This is a genomic window from Geodermatophilus sp. SYSU D00691 (assembly GCF_054050275.1).
In genome coordinates, this window is the sequence record NZ_JBJGYZ010000017.1 from 15,801 (window position 1) to 31,651 (window position 15,851).

General features: G+C 75.0%; 14 protein-coding genes. 8 read left to right on the forward strand and 6 right to left on the reverse strand.

Translation table 11 applies throughout. From position 1 onward, the window contains the following. Positions 1-8: 8 nt before the first annotated feature. The gene (locus ACI797_RS13880; RefSeq protein WP_456859247.1) at positions 9-1,208 is read left to right on the forward strand and encodes a metallophosphoesterase; all 1,200 of its coding nucleotides are present in this window, start codon (positions 9-11) and stop codon (positions 1,206-1,208) included. On the opposite strand, the gene ACI797_RS13885 is transcribed toward ACI797_RS13880, so the two are convergent. Together ACI797_RS13885 and ACI797_RS13890 are read right to left on the reverse strand one after the other, a co-directional pair. Further along, on the reverse strand, positions 1,186-1,767 hold the full coding sequence (locus tag ACI797_RS13885) for a TetR/AcrR family transcriptional regulator (protein ID WP_456859248.1): 582 nt from the start codon (positions 1,765-1,767) through the stop codon (positions 1,186-1,188). The genes ACI797_RS13880 and ACI797_RS13885 overlap by 23 nt on opposite strands. Before the next feature lie 70 nt (positions 1,768-1,837). Then, positions 1,838-2,866 carry an ATP-dependent 6-phosphofructokinase gene (locus ACI797_RS13890; protein WP_456859249.1) on the reverse strand — a complete coding sequence of 343 codons (1,029 nt, stop codon included), beginning with the start codon at positions 2,864-2,866 and terminating at the stop codon, positions 1,838-1,840. Positions 2,867-3,016: 150 nt separating this feature from the next. Between ACI797_RS13890 and ACI797_RS13895 the strand changes: the two genes are divergently transcribed. The 3 genes from ACI797_RS13895 to ACI797_RS13905 all read left to right on the forward strand — a co-directional run bounded on the left by ACI797_RS13895 (position 3,017) and on the right by ACI797_RS13905 (position 4,705). Further along, entirely contained in the window at positions 3,017-3,757 is a 741-nt protein-coding gene (locus ACI797_RS13895; RefSeq protein WP_456859250.1) for a GntR family transcriptional regulator, read from the forward strand. Between the two features lie 25 nt (positions 3,758-3,782). After that, a complete protein-coding gene (locus ACI797_RS13900; protein ID WP_456859251.1) occupies positions 3,783-4,247 on the forward strand; it encodes an SRPBCC family protein in 465 nt (154 codons plus the stop codon). Between the two features lie 179 nt (positions 4,248-4,426). Then, positions 4,427-4,705 carry a GlsB/YeaQ/YmgE family stress response membrane protein gene (locus ACI797_RS13905; RefSeq protein ID WP_456539395.1) on the forward strand — a complete coding sequence of 93 codons (279 nt, stop codon included), beginning with the start codon at positions 4,427-4,429 and terminating at the stop codon, positions 4,703-4,705. Positions 4,706-4,734: 29 nt separating this feature from the next. On the opposite strand, the gene ACI797_RS13910 is transcribed toward ACI797_RS13905, so the two are convergent. Continuing rightward, on the reverse strand, positions 4,735-5,373 hold the full coding sequence (locus tag ACI797_RS13910) for an MBL fold metallo-hydrolase (RefSeq protein ID WP_456859252.1): 639 nt from the start codon (positions 5,371-5,373) through the stop codon (positions 4,735-4,737). Between the two features lie 116 nt (positions 5,374-5,489). Between ACI797_RS13910 and ACI797_RS13915 the strand changes: the two genes are divergently transcribed. Then, positions 5,490-5,720, forward strand: coding sequence for a hypothetical protein (locus tag ACI797_RS13915; RefSeq protein ID WP_456859253.1), 231 nt, complete (start codon positions 5,490-5,492; stop codon positions 5,718-5,720). 83 nt (positions 5,721-5,803) lie between these two features. On the opposite strand, the gene ACI797_RS13920 is transcribed toward ACI797_RS13915, so the two are convergent. Next, on the reverse strand, positions 5,804-8,413 hold the full coding sequence (locus ACI797_RS13920) for a LuxR C-terminal-related transcriptional regulator (RefSeq protein WP_456859254.1): 2,610 nt from the start codon (positions 8,411-8,413) through the stop codon (positions 5,804-5,806). Then, on the reverse strand, positions 8,410-10,386 hold the full coding sequence (locus ACI797_RS13925) for an Hsp70 family protein (RefSeq protein ID WP_456859255.1): 1,977 nt from the start codon (positions 10,384-10,386) through the stop codon (positions 8,410-8,412). The genes ACI797_RS13920 and ACI797_RS13925 overlap by 4 nt, the downstream gene beginning before the upstream one ends. Before the next feature lie 230 nt (positions 10,387-10,616). Here ACI797_RS13925 and ACI797_RS13930 point away from each other — a divergent pair, with 230 nt between their 5' ends. The 3 genes from ACI797_RS13930 to ACI797_RS13940 all read left to right on the forward strand — a co-directional run bounded on the left by ACI797_RS13930 (position 10,617) and on the right by ACI797_RS13940 (position 15,355). Next, positions 10,617-11,873, forward strand: a complete 1,257-nt coding sequence (locus ACI797_RS13930; RefSeq protein ID WP_456859257.1) for an IniB N-terminal domain-containing protein — start codon at positions 10,617-10,619, stop codon at positions 11,871-11,873. Positions 11,874-11,993: 120 nt separating this feature from the next. Then, positions 11,994-13,835, forward strand: coding sequence for a dynamin family protein (locus ACI797_RS13935; protein WP_456859259.1), 1,842 nt, complete (start codon positions 11,994-11,996; stop codon positions 13,833-13,835). Further along, a complete protein-coding gene (locus ACI797_RS13940) occupies positions 13,832-15,355 on the forward strand; it encodes a dynamin family protein (protein ID WP_456859260.1) in 1,524 nt (507 codons plus the stop codon). The genes ACI797_RS13935 and ACI797_RS13940 overlap by 4 nt, the downstream gene beginning before the upstream one ends. Here the strand turns inward: ACI797_RS13940 and ACI797_RS13945 are convergent. Then, the gene (locus ACI797_RS13945) at positions 15,352-15,726 is read right to left on the reverse strand and encodes a hypothetical protein (RefSeq protein ID WP_456859261.1); all 375 of its coding nucleotides are present in this window, start codon (positions 15,724-15,726) and stop codon (positions 15,352-15,354) included. The genes ACI797_RS13940 and ACI797_RS13945 overlap by 4 nt on opposite strands. Positions 15,727-15,851: the final 125 nt, after the last annotated feature.

Here is a 15,851-nt window from a genome sequence, read left to right on the forward strand (position 1 = left end):
TGGTCCGGGTGTTCGGTTTCATCACCGTCCTCATCCTCGCCATCACCCTGCTGCACACCTACCTGTGGTGGCGGCTGGTCCGCAGCACCACGCGGCCGGGCCGTGCCCGGCGGAGGCTGACCCTCCTCACCGTCCTGCTCGCGGTGCTGCTGCCCGTGGCGTTCGCGCTGCGCCGGGAGCTGCCGCTCGCCGTCGCCGCGCCGCTGGACTGGGTCGCCTACTCCTGGCTCGGCATCGCGTTCTACACGTTCCTCGCCCTGCTGGCCCTCGAGCCGGTGCGCCTGGTGCTGCGCCGGTGGACCCGCCGCCCCCGCAGGGAGGGGCCCGGCGCGGCCGTCGCGGACGAACAGGTCGCCGATCCGCAGCGCCGGCTGCTGCTCGCCCGGGGTCTCGCCGTCACCGCGGGCGCCGTCGCGCTCGGCACCGCGGGCACCGGCGCCTACCTGGCCAACTCCTCACCCGCGGTGCGCCGCGTGCCGGTCACGCTGCCGCGGCTGGCCCCGGCCCTGGACGGCCTGCGGATCGTCACCATCTCCGACGTCCACCTCTCCTCCACCTACGGCGGCCGCCGGTTCGAGCGGGTGGTGGAGCTGGTCAACGCGCAGCGCCCGGACGTGGTGGCGATCGTCGGCGACCTGGTCGACGGCGACGTCGCCGAGCTGCGCGGGGAGGTCGCGCCGCTGGCCGACCTGGTCAGCGAGCAGGGCGTCTACTTCGTGACCGGCAACCACGAGTACTTCGCCGACACCGGCGGCTGGATGCGGCACCTGCCCACGCTCGGCATCGACGTGCTGCGCAACGAGCGGGTCGAGATCCGGCGGGGGACGGCGGGGTTCGACCTGGCCGGGATCGACGACCGGACGGCGGCGGAGTCCGGCGTGGCCGGTCACGGCGCCGACCTCGACGCCGCCCTGGACGGCCGGGACGACAGCCGGCCGGTGGTCCTGATGGCCCACCAGCCCTACATGCTCCCGCAGGCGCGGGCAGCCGGCGTGGACCTGCAGCTGTCCGGCCACACCCACGGCGGCCAGCTGTGGCCCTTCGACGCGCTGATCCGGCTCGACCAGCCAGAGGTGGAGGGCCTGTCCCGGCACGGGGACACCCAGCTCTACGTCACCTCGGGCGTCGGGTTCTGGGGGCCGCCGATGCGCATCGGCGCCCGTCCCGAGGTGACCGTGCTCGAGCTCAGAGCTCCCGGAGGGCGTTGAGCACGTCCTCGGCGACCGTCTCCAGCGGCGTCCGGCCGTCGCCCTCGGCCCACCGCAGGATGATCTGCGTGTAGGCCGACAGGCTCGCGGTGACGACGACGTCCATGGCGACCGGCGAGCTGCCCGGCTGGGCCTCGGCCTTGAGCGCGTCGGACACCAGCGAGGCGGTCGCCCGCTCGAACTCCGCCGCGCGGTTGCGCAGGCCCGGCGTCGCCACGACGATCCGCCAGCGGTCGAGCAGCTGCTGCCGCTCCTCCGGCCCGTAGTGGGCGATCCACGCCAGGATGCCGGTCCGGACCCGCTCGGCCAGCGGCATGTCCGGCGGCTGCGAGCCCAGGATCGCGTCGACCTCGTCCTGCGTGGGGATCGGCATGACGATGTGCTCTTTGCTCTGGTAGTGCGCGTAGAACGTCGGCACCGACACCTTCGACGCCGTTGCGATGTCGCTGACGCTGACGTTGTCGTAGCCGCGCTCGCGGAAGAGCCGCATGCCCGTCTCGTAGAGGCGGGTGTGCGTCTCCTCGCGCTTGCGCTGGCGCCAGTCCGGCGTTCCGGTCACGGGTGGATCGTGCTCTGTGACGGCCGGGTCTGCACAGGTACCCCTGCACAACCGTCCCGTGGACGGCCGATCAGCCCGTGAAGGCGTGGGTCTCGGCGAGCCGCGACGGCGTCACGGTCTTCAGCCGGGCCACCGCGCGGGCGAGCGGGACGAGCTCGATCTCGGTGCCCCGCAGCGCCACCATCGTGCCGAACGCACCGGCGTGCGCGGCCTGCGTGGCGTGCAGGCCGAACCGGGTGGCCAGCACCCGGTCGAACGAGGTCGGCGTGCCGCCGCGCTGGACGTGGCCGAGGACGGTCGTGCGCACCTCCTTGCCGGTGCGCGCCTCCAGCTCCTCGCCGAGCTGCTGCGCCACCCCGGTGAAGCGCTTGTGGCCGTACTCGTCGACCCCGCCGTCGCGGACCAGCATCGTCCCCGGGATCGGGTGCGCGCCCTCGGCGACCACCCCGATGACGTGGCTGTCCCCGCGGGCGAAGCGGTCCTCGACCAGCTTGGCGACCTCCGCGACGTCGAAGGGCTCCTCGGGGACGAGCGTCACGTGCGCCCCCGCGGCCAGGCCGGCGTGCAGCGCGATCCAGCCGGCGTGCCGGCCCATGACCTCGACCAGCAGCACCCGCTGGTGCGACTCGGCGGTGGTGTGCAGCCGGTCGATCATCTCGGTGGCGATGCTGACCGCGGTGTCGAAGCCGAAGGTCAGGTCGGTGCCGTCGATGTCGTTGTCGATGGTCTTCGGGATGCCGACCACCGGGACGCCGGCCTGGGAGAGCAGGTTCGCCGCGGTCAGGGTGCCCTCGCCGCCGATCGGGATGAGGACGTCGACGCCGTGCGCGCCCATGACCTCCTTCATCCGGTCGACGCCGGCGTGCAGCTTCTCGGGCGCGACGCGGGCCGAGCCCAGCGTCGTCCCCCCGCGGGTGAGCAACCCGTCGACGGCGGCGACGTCGAGGGGCGTCGTCCGGTCCTCGAGCAGGCCGCGCCAGCCGTCGCGGAAGCCGAGCACCTCGCTGTCGTGGTGGATCGTCGCCGAGCGGACGACGGAACGGATGACGGCGTTCAGGCCGGGGCAGTCGCCCCCACCGGTCAGGATGCCGATGCGCACCGGCGGTACTCCTCGGATAGGGGCCGGGTCGCAGAGGACATTACGTCATGACGACCTGATGTGTCGGGACGTCGCCGGGAATGTCCTGGCAGGACGGACGTCTCATACGACATGACGACCAGACGTCTAGCCGTCCAGTACCTTTGGGGTGTGACGAGCTCCATCGCCGGCCCGAAGTACCTCTCGGTCCGCGAGCACCTGCGGCGCCGGGTCCTCGCGCTGCCGGAGCACACCCTGCTCCCGCCGGAGCCGCAGCTGTGCGCGGAGTACGGCGTCAGCCGGATCACCCTGCGCCGCGCGGTCGACGGCCTGGTCGCCGACGGGCACCTCGTCCGCGAGCAGGGCCGGGGCACCTTCGTCACCCGCCCGGCCATGCGGCACGAGTACCGGGAGAGCTTCGTGCACCGCATCGCCGGCTTCGGCTCGGTGATGGCCGAGCAGGGGGCGCAGGTCGGCGTGTCCGTGCTCACCCAGCGCGTCGTCCCGGCGCCGCCGTGGGTGGCCGAGCTGCTCGACCTCGACGTCGCGACCGACGTCGTCGAGCTGGTGCGGCTGCGCAGCGTCGACGGCGCGCCCAACCACGTGGCACACAGCTTCCTGCCGGCGTCGGCCTACCCGCGGGTGGCCGAGCAGGACTTCAGCCAGGGCTCCCTGTACGAGTTCCTGCGCACCGAGTACGCCGCCGACCTCGCCCACGCGCGGATCGTCGTCGACGTCGGCATGGCGGCCCCTGACGAGGCCGAGCTGCTCGACGTCGTGGCGGGCTCGCCGCTGCTGGTGGTGCGCACGACGGTGCACGACAGCGGCGGGCACCCCCTGGTGCACAGCTTCTCCCGGCTGCGGCCCGACGTCAGCCAGGTGGAGTTCGAGGTCTCCGTCGGCGGGCGCTGACCGCGGCCTTCGTACGATGACCGCGATGACGACGGCCAGCGCCAGCCGCGAGGTGCCCTTCCCCCGCGCGACGGTCTGGCAGGCCCTCGCCGTCCTCCAGCCGTACTGCGCGGTGTGCGACGTCTCCTACGTCGTCACCGGCTCGCCGACCGGTGGCACCGGGACGACGTTCGTGTGCGTGCCCGGCCGGCTGGAGGGCCGCGCGCCCGCGGAGGGCGCCCTTCGCGGGGAGATCGTGGAGTGGGTGCCGCGCCAGGCGGTCGCGACCCGGCTGGACCTGACGCCGGAGACCTGGACGACGCGGATCCAGCTCGCCGACGCCAACGGCGGCGGCACCCGGGTGACGATCACGCTCTCCCACGAGGCGAAGGGCGGCAGCCGCCTCGTGCAGGGCATCCAGCGCCGGGCGCTGCAGCGCATGGTGCGCTCGACCGTGGAGGACGAGCTGGACAAGCTCCCCGCGCACGTGGCCCAGGTCGCCGCCGGGTAATCGTCGCGGTACCACGAGATCCGCCGGGCCGGTTCGGCGACATCTGCCCAGGCCCGATCGGGGGAACGGTGCATCGACGCCGGTCGTCGGGGGTATGCGAGGACCAGACTACCGGAACGTGCACCCGGCAAGCCCGCCGGGGACGGGGCGCGGACCGGTCCTTCACCGGAGGAGAAACCGTGATCTGGCAGATTCTCGGCCTCATCGTCGTCGGCGCCGTCATCGGCGTCCTGGCCCGGCTGATCAAGCCCGGCAAGCAGCGGATGAGCATGGTCATGACCATCGTGCTGGGCATCGTCGGCGCCATCATCGGCGGCGTCATCGGCGGTCTGCTGAACGACAGCACGAACATCTTCGAGCTGAACATCCTCGGCTTCATCATCGCCGTCGTCGCCGCGGTCCTGCTGATCGGCGTCGCCGAGGGCCTCTCCGGGCGCAGCAACCGCGCCGTCCGGTAAGCCCACCGCGGCCGACCCCGGGAGGACTCCTACAGCTCGACGGAGTCCCCCGGGGTCAGCCGGCTGAACGGCGTCGGGGTGCCCGGACCCCGCTCGCCCAGCAGGCCCGCCAGCACGCCCAGGCCGGCGTCGTTGAGCAGCCCGTCGTGGACGGCGAACGCCTGGTCGGCGTGCACCGCGCGCACGTAGTCGATGACCTCCGCGGCCTTGGACCACGGCGCGTGCAAGGGCAGCAGCAGCGTCGCCACCGGCTCGTCGGGGACGGTGAACGCGTCGCCCGGGTGGAACACCTGGCCCTCGACCAGGAACCCGATGTTCGGGATCCGGGGGATCTCGGGGTGGATCTGCGCGTGCAGCTCGCCGTGCACGGTCACCTCGAAGCCGGCGACCGTCACCGCGTCGCCCTGGCCCACCACGTGCACCCGGTTCCCCAGACCTTCCAGCTGGCCGGCCACCGAGCCGTTGGTCCACACCTCCAGCCCCGGATCGGCGTCCATCGCCTTCCGCAGCACGTCCGGCGCGAAGTGGTCGACGTGTTCATGGGTCACCAGGACGCCGCTCGCGCCGTCCAGCACCGACGGGTCGGTGAACGCGCCCGGGTCGATCACCAGCCGGCGGTCCCCCTCGCAGAGGACGACGCAGGCGTGACCGTGCTTGGTGAGCTCCATGAGCGCATCCTGCCCCGGCGCCCGGGTTCGTGCGCAGGCTGTGCGGCTCACCCCTCGGGGGGAGGCCCGCCCCCGGCGGCGTAACCGCCGGACGCCCGGCTGCCGACCGTTCGGGCATGACGACCCCGACCGTCGCGACGACCACCGTCTACGCCGCCGCCCGCAGCCGTGCGCACGGCCCGACCGCCGCCCTCTGGCACGCGGTCGAGGTGCACCGGCCCGCCGTCGAGGTCGACGGGGCCTGCGAGCTCACCGTGTGCGGCTCGCTCGCGCGCATCATGACCGAGACGTCCTGGCCCACCGCCGCGCGCGACGTCTGCCCCACCTGCGTCGCCCAGACCCGCTAACCGCAGGCTCGCCAACGCCCTGTCGCCGGGTGGGTGGGGAGCCCCGGCGACAGGCGCACACCTCGGGCGTCCCGGCGGCCGGCCTACTCCGCCAGCTCGGCGCGCAGCCGCGCGAGCAGGTCCGACCGGTTGCTGGCGCCGAGACGCTGGCGCATCCGTGAGATGTGGTGCTCGACCGTCTTCGCGGAGATGAAGAGCTGCGCGCCGATCTCCCGGTAGGTCTTCCCCGCGACGACGAGCCGCGCCACCTCCCGCTCCCGTTCGCTCAGCTGGCACGGGGCCGAGGCCGCCGGTGGTGGCGCGGGCACCGACGGCGTCGGGGTCGACGCCGTCGTCGCCGGCGGTGCGGTGCCGAGCGTCTCGACGCCGTGGGTCTCGCTCAGGGCGCGCGCGCAGCTCAGCAGGGCGGTGCGCTCGCGAGGGTCGGTGGCCCGGGCCGCGGCCTGACCGGCCAGCCTCGACCCGTCCCACGCCAGGCCGACCCCGGCGAGCTGCTCGGCCGTCGTGACGACCGTCGCCGCGTCGGCCTGCCCGGTCAGCACGCGCAACCACGTCCGTCCGGCGCCCGCGAGGGTGGCCGCGTAGGGGCTGGTGCGCGCGGCAGCGACCAGCGCGGCGGCGTGCGGCCGGAGCGATTCCGGGTCGTCGGTCAGGATCGCGGCCTGGGCGCCGCTCCAGTGCAGCGGGGTGGCCCACAGCGGCGGGCCCCCCAACCGGTCGAGCAGCGCGTCGGCTGCGCGCACGTGCGGCCGCAGGCGCTCGGTGTCCTGCAGCCTCGCGGCCGCCACCACCAGTTCCCCCAGGGGGAGCAGGGCGAAGAGCTCGACGGGGCAGCGCAGGACGGCCTCGCGGGCGTGCACCCACGCCCGCACCATGCCGGCGACGTCGCTCGCCCGCCGGGCCAGCCCGACGTCGAGCGCCTGCGCGTAGAGCTCGTCGCGGGGTTCCAGCGCGTGCCCGGCCTGGGTGCGTGCCTCCTCGACGTGGCGCCGGGCGGTCGCCAGCCGACCGCGGAGCATGGCCACCCAGGCGAGCAGCAGGGAGTGGCGCGGCCGGGCGGCCGGGCCGCCGATGTCGGCGGCGACCGCACGCCGCAGCGACGACTCCGCCACGTCGAGCTCACCGCAGTGCAGGGCGACCAGCGCGGCCAGCGCGGACGGGGTGTCCGGGAGCAGCGTGCGGCGACCCACGGGCTCGAGCAGCGTGGCGGCCCGGGTGAGCGTGGACAGCGCGGCGGCGGCGTCCGCGCTCGCGTCCGGTCCCCCCTGCAGGGACTCGAGGACTCCCTGCGTCATGAGGTCCCGGGCACCGGCGAGCATCGAGGGTGCACCCCGTCCGTCCGCGCGGCTCTCCGCGAGCAGCTGACGCGCTCCGTCGAGATCGCCCACGGTGAGGAGCTGCAGGGCCGCCGACCCGTGACCGTCCGGCCCGGCGAGCCGGAACAGCTCGGCGCTGCGGGCGGGCAACCCCCGTCGGGCCAGCACCGCCGCGGCGACGTCGGCGGCGAGCGTCCGGTCGGGGACGTCCGGGTGGACCAGTGCCTCGTCCGCGAGGCGCAGCGCCGCATCGAGGTCACCGCACAACGCCGCCGCCTGTGCTCGCCGCGCGGCCAGCCGGTCGGGCGGCGCCCCCGCCAGCGTCGCCTCGGCGAGCAGCTCACCGGCCAGCGCCGGCTCCTCCGCCAGCGCTGCGACGCCACGGCGCTCGAGCAGCTCGGCCACCCGGGGATCCCGGACGCCGTCGGTGGCGAGGGCGCGGGCCAGCTCGACCGGTTCCGCCCCCGAGCTCAGCAGCAGTCCGAGCAGTCGCCGACGGACGCCGCGGGTGAGCTCGCCGGGCGTGTCGGCCAGGACGACGCGCCGGACCAGGGGGATCAGCCGGCCGTCCGGGAGCAGCCAGCCGCTCGCCCGCGCCTCGGCCACGAGCGCCGCACTGCGCCGGACGGGGACGTCGAGCAGCTCGGCGAGCAGGTCGACGTCCAACGGGGCGCCGGCGGCCAGCGCGTGCAGGCAGGCCTGGGCGTCGTCGTCCACCCCCAGCAGTCCGCAGCGCACGTGCTCGACGACCTCCGGCGGGACGGACAGGCGCGGCGGCTGCCCCTGCCCTCCGCGGGCCGGGCGGCCGGTGGCCTCCGTGCGGGCCAGCCCCTGCAGCAGGCGGTGCACCAGGTCGGGAAGCCCTCCGGTCAGCCGGACGACCTGATCGGCGACCCGGTGACCGGCCTCGTCGCCGAGGACCCGCCGGGTCCAGGCGGTCACCACGCGGTGGTCGGCGTGCGCCAGGACGACCGGCCGCCGGTCGCCACCGAGCTGCTTCAGCAGCTGCGCCAACGGCGCCGGACGTGGGACGGGCCGGAACGCGAGCACGATGCGGGTGCCCGGGTGGTGGAGCAGGCGCGCGATGCGGCCGGCGACCTCCTCGTCGAGGAGGTGCGCGTCGTCGACGACGAGGGCGAGCTCCTCACCGGCCTCCGCCGGGTGCGGAGCCCGCCACGCGTCCACGACGGTGCGGCCGGCCGCCCGGTGGGCGTCGGCCAGCTCCTCGAGCAGCACGGACTTCCCCGTGCCACCCGGCCCTTCCACGGTGACGGCTCGTGCGCACTGGACCAGCTCGCGCGGCGCCGTGGACACGAGGACCGACTCGGCGGACGGCCGGGGAGCGGGTACGGGTCGTGCGCGCAGGGCGGCGGTCATGCGGTCTGCTCCGCGGCGACCGGCTCGGCGACCGGCTCGGCGACCGGCTCGGCGACCGGCTCGGCGGCCGGCTCGGCGGCCGGCTCCGGGGCGGGTTGCGGTTCGGGCTCCGGCTGCGGTTCGGGGGCGGGCTGCGGCTCGGGGGCGGGAGCGGGTGCCTCGGACGTCGGGGCGGGTGCCTCGGACGTCGGGGTGCCGGGGTCCGCCGTCGACGTGCCGGGGGGCGTGGTCGTGCCGGCCGGGGGCGCGGACGTGGTCGGCGCGGGCGGGGTCGTCCCGGGCGCGGCGGCGGTCGTCCCCGCGGCCGTCGGCGCTGCTGACGACGCCGCGGCCGCTGACGACGTCGTGCCCGCTGACGACGCGGGGGCGGACGCTGCGGACGTGGTGGAGGACGCCGATGCGCTCGATCGCACGGTGCCCGGGCGGTCGTCCGCGTCCCGCGAGGAGCCCTGCGCGTCACGCGTCGAGCCGGCGGGGCGGACGGCGCCGGCTGCGCTCACCGGACCGGCCGCGGCAGCCCGCTCGCCCTCGGCGGCCGTCGACGAACCGGGTGCGGCGTCCTCGTCCGCCGCGGCGACCGCTTCGGTCGGACGGTCGCCACCGGCGCTGACCCACTCGAGCAGCAGCGGCGGGCCCAGGACGAGGGCCAGGAAGAAGCCGGCCACCACGGCCAGCCGGGGGGCCCGCCGGCGCGACGGGCGCCCCGGGGGTGGGGACAGCGCCGGCCGGCCGGCCGGTCCGGTCGTCCCCGTCCTGCCCGCCTCGCTGCTCCCCCGCTCCCGTGGGGCACGACGGGCGGCGGGCCGCCGCGATGCGGAGGAGTCCTGGCTCGAGGAGCCGGCCCCCGACGGGGATCCGTCCTCGTCCGGTCCCTCGTCGGCCGGATCCGCATGCCCGAGCGGCTCCGGGACGGCCAGCGACTCCGCTGCCGCCAGCCGAGCGGCACCGATGGCCGCGGTGAGCGCCGGGTCGTCCGCCACGACCAGCGGCGCCGCGACAGCCGTCGACAGGCGCTCGACGAGCAGCGGCATGCGTACGGCCCCACCGGTCAGCAGCAGAGCGGTCAGCTCGGCGGCCGCGATCCCGGAGTCGGCGAGGCCCGTGGCGACCGCGTCGGCGGCGGCCTCGACCTGGTCGCCCACGAGCTCCTCGAGCTCCTCGCGGGTCAGCCGGACGGACCCGCCGGCCCACGAGGCGTCGACCGCCACGTCGGCCACCGTGTGCGCGGACACCGCCTCCTTGGCGGCGACGCACGCGGCCCGCAGCTCCCGGGCGCGCTCGGGCGGGACCGGCGGGGACCCGGCGCCCACGGGCAGGCAGTCCCGCACGTGCGCGAGGACCGCGTCGTCGACGTCCCACCCGCCCCAGGGCAGGGGGGCCGGAGGCACCGCGAGGTGCGCCGGGGAGCCGTCGGGACCGGTGCCCACGACGGCGAGGTCGAGCGTGGCCGCGCCGAGGTCCACGACGAGCGCGGTGCCCTCGGCCGGCAGCGCCTCCTCGGCGACCTGCGCGGTCACCGCCGCGACGGCCGACGAGACCAGGGAGACGTGCAGGAACCCGGCGGCGCGCAGGGCGTCGTGGAGGAGACGCCGCCGGTGACCCGCCCACGACGGCGGGACCGCGACCGTGAGCCAGGACGGCGCGCTGCCGCGCTCCTCCTCGGCGAGCGCGGCGACCCGGGTGACGGCCGCCGCGATGGCGCCGGCGTCCGGAGCGGACCGGACGGCGGGGCGGGTCCGTGCGGGACCCCCTAGGGGGAGGGGGATCCCGTCGCCAGCTGCTGCGTCGGTCCCGGAGGCGTCCCAGCTGCCGCTGAAGATGACCGCGACGGCCGACGCGGGCTGTTCGGCGTCGGCCACGGCTGCCCGGATGGTCGAGGCGCCCACGTCGACGCCCAACCCGTACTCGCCACTGGGCACAGGTCCCCCCTCGAAGTCCGCCTGAGCGGTCGTGCTGACCAACCGGACGTCCATGGAACGTAACTGTCCGCGAGGGGTCTGTGGGGCGTCTGCGCACCATTGGGGTTCTCGGGCCGCAAGTGAGGGGCGACACCCCGAATCCCCTAACGCTGCGTCAGCGCGTTCCCCCCATCGGCGGTGTCAGGGAGCGGGCCCGACCCCGATACGGGAGGGGCGGGAGTGACAGTTGACTCCACTCCGCCAGCCGGCCGCGGGAGACCGGCTCAGACCCAGGAGTGCCTCACATGTCGAACCTCGTCGTGTCGCTGATGGACTTCATCCTCGACCTGCTCCGCGACCCCAAGGCCGCGGCGGACTTCGAGCGCGACCCGCACGCCGCGCTCGAGTCCGCCGGCCTCGCCGGCACCACCCCGGCCGACGTGGACGCGGCCATGGGCGCCATGGCGGACTGCTCGCCGGTCCGCGACTGGGACGGCGGGCACGGGTACGGCGGCCACGGCTACGGGCACAAGCCCGACCGGGACGACGACGACCACGTCGCCGGCTGGTCCCGCCCGTGGAAGCGCGACGACGACGACTGCGACGACGACCACAAGCCGCACGTCGCCCCGTGGCGCGGCCACGACGACGACTGCGACGACGACCACAAGCCGCACCACGGTCAGGCGCCCTGGCACGGTGACAACGACGGCCACGGGCACGAGATCGCCGTCATCCAGCACCTGCAGTACATCCAGCACACCTACACGATCGACAAGAGCACCGACGTCTGGGTGAACGGCGACGTCAACGTCCTCTTCGGCGACGACAACGTGCTCGCCACGAACGGCGCGGTCGCCATCGGCGAGGTCGAGGACGTCCACGAGCTCGACATCGACACCACGAACATCGACGTCGACGTGAAGATCGAGGACTCCTTCAACGGCTCGTTCAACGAGAACAACGGCGACGGCAACGTCAACGGCGTGGGCAACCACGTCGACAACAGCGAGGACAACGACACCACCCACATCAACGACAACGACACGACGACCATCACGGTCGACGACATCAACCTGGGCGACCACAGCGGCAACAACGAGGGCGCGACCAACTCCGGCAACGAGGACAGCGTCGTCGGGAACTCGGGCAGCACCGTCGAGAACGGCGACGGCGACCAGCACATCGGCGACTCGACCGAGGTCGGGCCCATCACCGTCTCCGACGTCAACGTGGCCACCAACGGCGGCCAGATCGCCGAGCAGGGCGGCCAGAACGCCGACGAGGGCGGCGTCAACGCCTCCGACGGCGGGCACGTGGTGAACGACAGCTTCAACCCGGAGAACAGCTTCAACGAGGAGGAGTACGACGTCGAGGTCGAGGACCTCAGCGTCGTCGTCGACTCGCCGGACGCCGTGGTCGGCAACGACCTGTCGATCGAGGACAACAACCTCGCCGGTGGGGACATCGACGACTCGGAGGACGTCCTCTCCGAGAACGCCGTCGCGGTCGACCACGCCGCGGCGAACTCCGGCGACCTGGAGCTGGGCCTCGTTCCCTGAGCCGACACACCACCCGGTTCGAGCCCGGCTGCGGTGCCACGCGACCCGCAGCCGGGCTTCCGGCTGTCCACCCGCGGGGCGGGCAGGTGGTAGACCGGCAGACGCGAACCGGAGGTGACCGTGCCCGCACCGCTCGAACTCGTCGACCGCGCGCTCGTCCTCGCCAAGGAGGGCGACCGCGCGGACCTGCACCGACGGCTGACGCTCGTGCGGCGGCGCATCGAGGACCCCAGCGTCCGGGTGCTCGTGGTGGGTGAGCCGAAGCGGGGCAAGAGCTCCCTGGTCAACGCCCTGGTCGGTGCTCCGGTCTGCCCGGTCGACGAGGACGTCGCGACGCGGGTGCCCACCGTGGTCAGGGGAGGTCCGCAGCCGCGGGCGACCCTGGTCCACGCCCCGCGCGCCGCACTCGCGGACGTGCCCCCGGGAGGGGTCCCCGACGAGGAGCTGCACCGGCAGGACGTGCCCCTGCAGGACCTGGCCGGCCGCCTGGCCGCCGGTCCCGGGGCGGAGGGCCCGACGCAGGTGGTCCAGGCGGAGGTGGAGCTGCCCCGCAAGCTGCTCGCCGGTGGGCTGCAGCTGGTGGACACCCCGGGCGTCGGAGGCGTGGGCGCCGCGCGGGTCCTGGGCACGCTGGACCTGCTGCCGACGGCCGATGCGGTCGTCGTCGTCACCGACGCCTCGCAGGAGTTCACCGCTCCGGAGATGGCCTTCCTCCGCCAGGCGGTCGCGCTCTGCCCCCACGTCGTCTGCGTCGTGACCAAGGTCGACGCGACGCCGCACTGGCGCCGCATCGTCGACCTGGACCGCGGTCACCTCCAGGTCCAGGGCCTGGAGATCCCCGTGTTCCCGGTGTCCTCGCCGCTGGCCGCCCTCGCCGTCCGCAGCAACGATCGCGAGCTGTACGACGAGTCGGGCCTGCGCCCGCTCACCGAGCACCTGCTGGAGCAGGTGGTGCAGCGCGCCGCCGACCTGGCCGAGCGGTCGCTGGTCCACGACCTCACGTCCGTCACCCAGCACCTGCTGGTGACGCTGCGTGCGGAGCTGGCAGCGCTCGAGACCCCGGCGGCCCGGGACGCGCTGGTCAGCGAGCTGGAGTCCGCCCGGGCCGCGGTGGAGGACCTGCGCCGCCGCTCGGCGCGGTGGCAGATCCTCCTCAACGACGGCGTCACGGACCTGATGGCGGACATCGACTTCGACCTGCGCGAGCGCACCCGCGTGATCACGCGCGAGGCGGAGACGGCGATCGACGCCCGTGACCCGGGCCCGGTCTGGGACGAGATCGCCGACTGGCTCGACGAGCGCGTCGCCGGCGCAGTCGCCGACAGCTTCGTGTGGGCCGAGCAGCGGTCGCAGTGGCTGGCCGCGCGGGTGGTCGAGCAGTTCGCCGAGGACGGCGGCGGTCTGGTGCCCGAGCTGTCGGTCGGCAGCCCGGCCGAGACCCTGGACACCCTGGTGGACATCCCCGACATCGACAGCGGCGACATGACCGTGCGCAGCCGACTGCTGATCGGCCTGCGCGGGTCCTACACCGGTGTCCTCATGACCGGCCTGGTCACCAGCCTCGCGGGCATGGCCATCCTCAACCCCATCTCGCTCGCGGCGGGCGTGCTGCTGGGCCGCAAGGCCTACAAGGACGACAAGGAGCAGCGCATCCAGCGGCGCCAGGCCGAGGCCAAGACCGTCGTCAGGCGCCACCTCGACGAGGTGGTGTTCCAGCTCGGCAAGCAGCTGAAGGACCGGCTGAGGGACGTCCAGCGGACCCTCCGGGACCTGATCACCGACACGGTGGACGAGATGTCCCAGTCGCTGTCCGACGCGGTGCGCGCGGCCCAGCGCGACACCTCCGCCGCGAGCGCGGAGCACAACGCGCGCATCCGGAGCGTCCGCCAGCAGGTGGACGCCGTCGAACGGTTGGCGCACGACGTCCGCCGACTCGCCGGCGAGGCCGGGCCGGCCGCGTGAGCACCCCGCACGGCCCCGGCGCGGGCACGGGGACCGTCGCCGCCGTCCGGGACCTCCTGGAGGAGGCGAGCGCGGCCTACGCCGATGACCCGGAGGTGACCGATCGGCTCTCCGAGCTGCGCCGTCGGCTGGACGAGCCGCTGCGGGTGGCGATCGTGGGGCGGGTCAAGGCGGGCAAGTCGACGCTGCTCAACGCCCTCGTCGGTGAGCGCCTGGCGCCCACCGACGCGGGTGAGTGCACGCGGGTGGTCACCGTGTACCGGCACGGTGCGGTACCGCGGGTGGTGCTCGAGGAGCTGTCCGGTGCCAGCCACGTGCTCCCGGTCCACCGGGCGGACGGCGCCCTCCAGCTCGACCTCGGGGGCATCCCCCCGGAGCAGGTCGCCCGACTGGTGGTGGACTGGCCGACGCCGGGGCTGGCCGCCGCCACCCTCGTCGACACCCCGGGGATCTCCTCCCTGTCGGCCGACACCAGCGGCCGCACGCAGGCGTTCCTCGAGGCGGGGCACCGCCTGCCCGGAGCCGACGCGGTCGTGTTCCTGACCCGGCAGATGCAGCCCGACGACGTCGCCTTCCTCTCGACCTTCCAGCAGGAGGCGGGCGACGTGGGGGTCAGCACCACCACCCTGACGGTGCTGTCCCGCGCCGACGAGGTGGGCGCCGGACGCCTCGACTCGATGCGCGCCGCTCGCGGTATCGCCGAGCGCATGGCCCGCGATCCCGCGGTGCGCGCGGTCAGCCATGACGTGGTGCCGGTGGCCGGCCTGCTCGCGCTGGCCGGGAGGATGCTGCGCCACCGCGACTTCGTCGCGCTGCGCACCCTGGCGAACGCGCCGGGGCCCGACGTCGAGGCGATGCTGCTCACCGCCGACCGCTTCGTCCGGGAGAAGGCGCCCGTCGCGCTGGCGCCGGCGGTCCGGTCCTCGCTGCTGGAGCGGTTCGGCCTGTTCGGCATCCGGCAGTCGATCGTCCTCATCCGCGCCGGCGTCGACGACGCCTCGGGGCTGGCGGAGGAACTGCTGCGCCGGAGCGGTCTGGTCGACCTGCAGCAGCGGATCGCCGTGCACTTCACCCGCCGCGGTGCACAGGTCAAGGCGGCGACGGCGCTGCACCGGCTCGAGCGCGTGCTGCGCGCGGCGCCCCGGCCGGAAGCCGCGTTCCTCTGGGACGAACTGGAGCGGGTGCGCCTGGAGGCGCACGACCTGGCGGAACTGGCGCTGCTCGCCCGCCTGCGCGCCGTCGACGGCCCGCTGCCCCCGCCGCTCCGGGGGGACGCCGAGCGGCTCCTCGGCGCCGAGGGGGATGCCCCCGAAGACCGCCTCGGGCTGCCGCCCGGTTCCTCGCCGGACCAGGTGCTGGCGGCGGCCGGGGAAGCGGTGGCCCGCTGGCGTGCCCTTCTCGAGGACCCGCTGCTCGACCGGGCGGCGACGGACGCGGGCGCGGTCGTCCTCCGGTCGTGCCTCGCCGTGCAGGCGGCGGTGGACGGCGCCGGCTCGGAGGCGGGCGGCGCGGCGTCCTAGTAGCGCCGCCCGAGCGCCCGGCGCACGGGCCGGCTGACCAGCAAGGCCAGCCCGACCACCACCAGGCCGATCTGGCCGAGGAAGGCGATCCGGTCGGCGTCCGGCCCACCGGCGACGATGCTCTGCGCGAGCGCGGCGGCGGGCACCGCGACCGCGGCGGTGACGACGAGGGCCCAGCGTGCCCAGGAACGGCGGGTCAGCAGCAGCGCGGCCCAGACGATCAGGAGCAGACCGAGGGCGGCTTCCCCGCCGAGGACCGCGAGCAGCGTCGTCCGGACGCCCGACTCGACGAGCTCCTCGGAGGCCGCCGGGTCAGCGGCCTGCGCGCTCGCCGTCAGCCGTTCCCGCAGCCCGTCGCCGTCCACCGCCATGGACGCCACCCCGGCCACCGCGGCGGCTCCGGCGGCCGCCCACACCGCCGCGGTGAGCCGGACGACCCCGGTCCCCGTCCGGGGCGCGGGCGCGGTCCCGGGCAGCGGCAGATCGCTCGTCAGCC